Genomic DNA, 4,190 nt, shown 5'->3' with positions numbered 1-4,190 from the left:
GGCGGGGCCAGGGGTGCCCGGCGGCGGTCAGGGCTTGGCGGGTGGTGCGCCGGGTTCGCCGGACTCGCAGGGCCATGCGCAGTGGGGGAAGCAGGACCCGATCGGCCCATTCCACGGCCCACAGCAGGGTCAGGGCGGCCAGTGCTCCGAGGGCGATGTCGAGGATCACGCGACCCGTCCCCGGTGGTGCCGGGCCGGGAGGGGGAGGTGTCCGGTGAGGACGGTGACCCACCCCGGGTCGGGATTCCCGACCGCAGGCGGGAGGGTGGTGGGGGTGGGACGCCAGTGATGGCGGCCGGTGTCCTCGTCGTCCGCGTCCCACGCGCTGTGCGTGTCGGGGTGGGTGCTGGTGTGGGCGGTCGCGGGTCCCGGCCGGGTGCGGGTGGTGCGCCAGGAACCGGTGGGATGCATGGGTGGTGGGGTCGACCACGGGGTGTCCGAGGTGGACCGGGTAGTGGTGTCAGCGGGGGGTGGGCCGCTGAGGAAGACCACGCCGCTGACGGTGACCACGGCACGGATGGGCTGGTCAGGGCGTCCTCGGTGCCGGCGGTACACCTCGGCGAGCAGGACGGCTACGGCCAGTAGCATGGCTACCGGGATGGGATCGACGGGATGCACGTCGGTTCCTCTCTTCAAGGAGGGGCCGGGCGGCCTGGACAGTTGGCCCGGCCCCTCCGTGATGTCTGGGCAGACCCGAAGGAAGGAGTACAGGTACGAGTGTGACTGTACGACTTACATTGAGGACGGTACGGCTTACGGCCATGACTGTGCAAGGTCCGGTCCACCACTGGCTGTAGTCACTTCGGGTGAAAAGCGCCTGCGGGGCATCTTCAGCGATGTACCGCCGCGCGTGAGAGACCAGAGAAGATGAACGCATGAGAACACCGCCGCCTCTCGCCTATCGGCTGCTGCTGGGGCAAGCGCTTCGTGCGCACCGCGAACGGGCAGGGCTGGACGCGGGTGACGTCGCCAAAGAGCTGGGCTGGTACGCGCGCAAGGTTGCGTTCGTGGAGGGCGGGCACCGCGTGCTGGCTCTGACGGAAACCGAACGGCTGGCCGAGCTCTACAGTCTGAGTCCGCCCGAGCGGGACCACGTCCTCATGCTCGCCGCTGAAGCCAGGCGACGTGATCGGGAAACGCGGCCCGTGGCTGTTTGGGCGCAGGCCTACGTCGCTGTCGAGGCAGCGGCCACCCGGTTGCGTGTCTTCTACGAGGAGCTGATACCGGGCTTCATCCAGTCTGAACGCTACGCGCGTGCCGTGCTCTCGACGGCTGTGATCCCCGCCGCTGGGGGTATCGACAGCGCAGTCGCCAAGCGGCTAGCCCGGGCGGCTCATGTCATGGGCGAGAACGCGCCACAGGTAATCCTGGTGCTCGGTGAGGCGGCGCTTCACCGCCGGGTAGGTGGTACGGGCGGACTTCGGCAGCAACTCGACACTTTGCGGCACTTCGCGCAGCTCGACCATGTCACTCTGAAGGTGCTCCCCTTCGACGCGGGTGCGCACGCCCCGATTGGCACGTCCTTCACGTTGCTGGACGTGGGAGATCCCAGTGCCACGTTCGCGTTTACCGAGACGATGGTGGATGGCGAGTGGCACGACAGTGCCACCTATACCCAACACTTCGCGGTGGCGTTCGAACGCGTCTTCGCGGCAGCACTCACGCCCGCAAAATCTGAATCCCTCCTTGCGGGCCGTATCCGTGAACTTGAGGAGTAAGAATGGAAGACCCTGCTGGTATGACTAACTGGCGTAAGGCGACCCGTAGTAGTAACGGGTCCGCGAACTGCGTGGAGGTGGGTAGCGCGCCTAGTCTCGTTGGTATCCGTGACACCAAGAACCGTGCGGGTGGCACTCTTGTCGTCAGTCGCCGTGCCTTCGGTAGCTTCGTAACCGCAGTGAAGGCAGACCGCTTCTGACCCTGAGCCCGCCGGCCACCTCGTTAGGCCGGCGGGCAGTTGCCCTCATGCCTCACAGGCGGCCGCATCCGCGACACTGCCACCTTAGGCACCTCACTACGACAGAGAGGAACAGCCTCACCAGTCTGGCGGAGACTCTGTCGTCTTGCTGGTTGGCATACTGAGATGGATACCCTTCTCTTCCGGGTGAGAGTCGCCGAGGGCAAGTCACTCATCCAAAACTGAGCGATGCTCTTCATTGGAGGAAATAGAATTGGGTTCGAATACCATCCTCCGCAGGTGGAGGAAGGTCAGAAGAAGCAGCAATGGCGCGAACAACTGCGTGGAGATTGGTAGCGCACCTGGTCTCGTTGGCATCCGCGACACGAAGAATCGTGCCGGTGGCACTCTTGTCGTCACCCGCCATGCCTTCAGCAGCTTCGTCACGGCGATCAAGGCAGATCGCCTCTGACCAGGAGCCCGCCGGCACCCCATCGGCCGGCGGGCAACTATCTCAGACCCCATAGTCAGCCGCATCTGCGACACCACCACACCGACGAACCTGACCACCGCACTACGTCGAACAGGGGTAGAGAAGTACCAGTCGACGGATACCACATCCATCCAGTAGCCGGCAGGCTAGGAGCACCTCCCTCTCTCCGGCCAAGCGGGAAGTCGGTGGGGTCCACCTCAAGTTCCCCAGCCAGAACGGTTTCCACTCCTCGAGGAGGTAGTAGATGGACGCGAGTACCACTCGGACCAACTGGCGGAAGCCTACCCGGAGCACCAACGGCATGAACAGCTGCGTCGAGATCGGCGGCGCACCTGGCCTTGTCGGCATCCGTGACACCAAGAACCGTGCGGGTGGCACTCTTGTCGTCAGCCGCCAGGCCTTCGGCAGCTTCATCACGGCGATCAAGGCTGACCGCATCTGACCAGGTGTCCGCCGGCCACCCCATCGGCCGGCGGGCACCTTCCACCCACGCCCACTGCCGCACGGCATGGCGTAACGCTTCCCCACGCGGAGAAGCCTCACCAGAGCGACCCGAACTCAGAGCCGACCCGTGGTAAGGCCTCGTGCGGTGGTGGGATGGGGCCGGCAGGGTCCTCCTGTTCACGTGCGTCGCACCACGCCAGGCAGCCAGTACGAGCGGTTCATCGGCTGGACTCGACTCCAGAACGCCCGGACACCGGCATCCTCCCGGCGCTGGTGCCCTACGCCGTCCTGCACCACGTCTTCGACAAGTCCGCTACTCCACCCCGGCCGAGAGTTCACACCCCGAGCGATGGCTGACCTCGCCGAGCAGGCCCGCACTGGCAACCGAGCCTCGGTGTTCAACTACCTCCAGGGCCGGGAGCACGGTTTCGCACTGCCCATCAGGAGAGTTCGGGAACACACCGGGTTCACCGCCGGCGATCTGGCCGACATGCTCGGTGGTTCCCACCCGCCGCAGGGCCACACGCTCATCGACAAGGACCCACGCTGGTCGGCGTGCGCGACAGACTGCTCTCCACCACCGTGATCCGGGAACTGGTCGTGGAACACCCCGCGTCCTCCCTGGCCTCGCTCGAGGGGAACTGGCAGCCGAGGGGTGTCGACGGCAGGCACGCAGGTCGCAGGAGCCGGGCTGCCGGGGGTTCGAGGTCGGAGCCCACACCGCCACGTCCGAACCAGAACGCAGCTCGGCGGATGTGCTCTTCCCGCCCCAGTCGGTGCCGTGCCACACCCGGCGCGGAGGCTGAACGGCGGGCCGGCACCGCCACCGGCGATGTCCCCCGTCGCCTCGGTGGCAACGGCGGGCTGGCACACGGCCTGACGGACACCGCGCCCACGGTCGCGACCTTCGCCACGGTCGCGGTCGCCTACTGGCCGGGTTGCGGCACGGCCGCCCACTCCGACGCTCCCGCACCTCCGGCCTGGTGAGACCCTGTTCCGCGCCGGTGGGCTGATGGTCGAGGATGGGGGTGGGAGCGGCACAGGACGAGTGTGCCGCTCCCACCCCCAGTTCTCGGTCTGCGCGGCTCAGGCCGCGCGCCGGCTCAGCGGCAGGTGACGACGCTCAGGCTGCTGTCGCCGCAGAGCAGCAGGCTGGCCTGGCTGGCTCCGGGGCTGGCGAACTCGGCGGCGTCCTCGGAGGCCTCCATCGCCTGCAGGTCGAGAACCGACTCCATAGCGCACTTCCTTTCGTGGGTGTTTCCCTGGTTGCCCGTCCGCGTGTCACGGACGGGAGTTCTGGGCGGCCGCGAGCGGGCGGCCGGCGGGCGCACCATCGGCGGGGGGGGGGGGGGGCGG

7 protein-coding genes are annotated in these 4,190 nt (G+C 67.3%); 5 read left to right on the top strand and 2 right to left on the bottom strand.

Annotated features, from left to right (window positions below):
- Positions 1-165: 165 nt before the first annotated feature.
- On the bottom strand, positions 166-588 hold the full coding sequence (locus ACTIDRAF_RS0218770) for a hypothetical protein (RefSeq protein WP_157163131.1): 423 nt from the start codon (positions 586-588) through the stop codon (positions 166-168).
- Positions 589-875: 287 nt separating this feature from the next.
- Between ACTIDRAF_RS0218770 and ACTIDRAF_RS0218765 the strand changes: the two genes are divergently transcribed.
- The 5 genes from ACTIDRAF_RS0218765 (at position 876) to ACTIDRAF_RS29735 (ending at position 3,420) form a co-directional block, all read left to right on the top strand.
- The gene (locus tag ACTIDRAF_RS0218765; protein WP_026066265.1) at positions 876-1,718 is read left to right on the top strand and encodes a helix-turn-helix domain-containing protein; all 843 of its coding nucleotides are present in this window, start codon (positions 876-878) and stop codon (positions 1,716-1,718) included.
- A 2-nt stretch (positions 1,719-1,720) separates the two neighbouring features.
- Positions 1,721-1,918, top strand: a complete 198-nt coding sequence (locus ACTIDRAF_RS33000) for a DUF397 domain-containing protein (RefSeq protein WP_083886472.1) — start codon at positions 1,721-1,723, stop codon at positions 1,916-1,918.
- A gap of 238 nt (positions 1,919-2,156) precedes the next feature.
- Entirely contained in the window at positions 2,157-2,369 is a 213-nt protein-coding gene (locus ACTIDRAF_RS32995; protein ID WP_342626692.1) for a DUF397 domain-containing protein, read from the top strand.
- 265 nt (positions 2,370-2,634) lie between these two features.
- Positions 2,635-2,832, top strand: a complete 198-nt coding sequence (locus ACTIDRAF_RS29740; RefSeq protein ID WP_016700265.1) for a DUF397 domain-containing protein — start codon at positions 2,635-2,637, stop codon at positions 2,830-2,832.
- Between the two features lie 351 nt (positions 2,833-3,183).
- Entirely contained in the window at positions 3,184-3,420 is a 237-nt protein-coding gene (locus tag ACTIDRAF_RS29735; protein WP_016700263.1) for a hypothetical protein, read from the top strand.
- Between the two features lie 517 nt (positions 3,421-3,937).
- Here ACTIDRAF_RS29735 and ACTIDRAF_RS0218750 read toward each other — a convergent pair.
- Positions 3,938-4,069, bottom strand: coding sequence for a SapB/AmfS family lanthipeptide (locus ACTIDRAF_RS0218750; protein WP_016700261.1), 132 nt, complete (start codon positions 4,067-4,069; stop codon positions 3,938-3,940).
- Positions 4,070-4,190: the final 121 nt, after the last annotated feature.

The sequence above is a fragment of the Actinoalloteichus spitiensis RMV-1378 genome, assembly GCF_000239155.1.
GTDB lineage: Bacteria > Actinomycetota > Actinomycetes > Mycobacteriales > Pseudonocardiaceae > Actinoalloteichus_B > Actinoalloteichus_B spitiensis.
The sequence above is the reverse complement of the archived record's forward strand: the minus strand, read 5'-3'. Positions and strand labels throughout refer to the sequence as shown.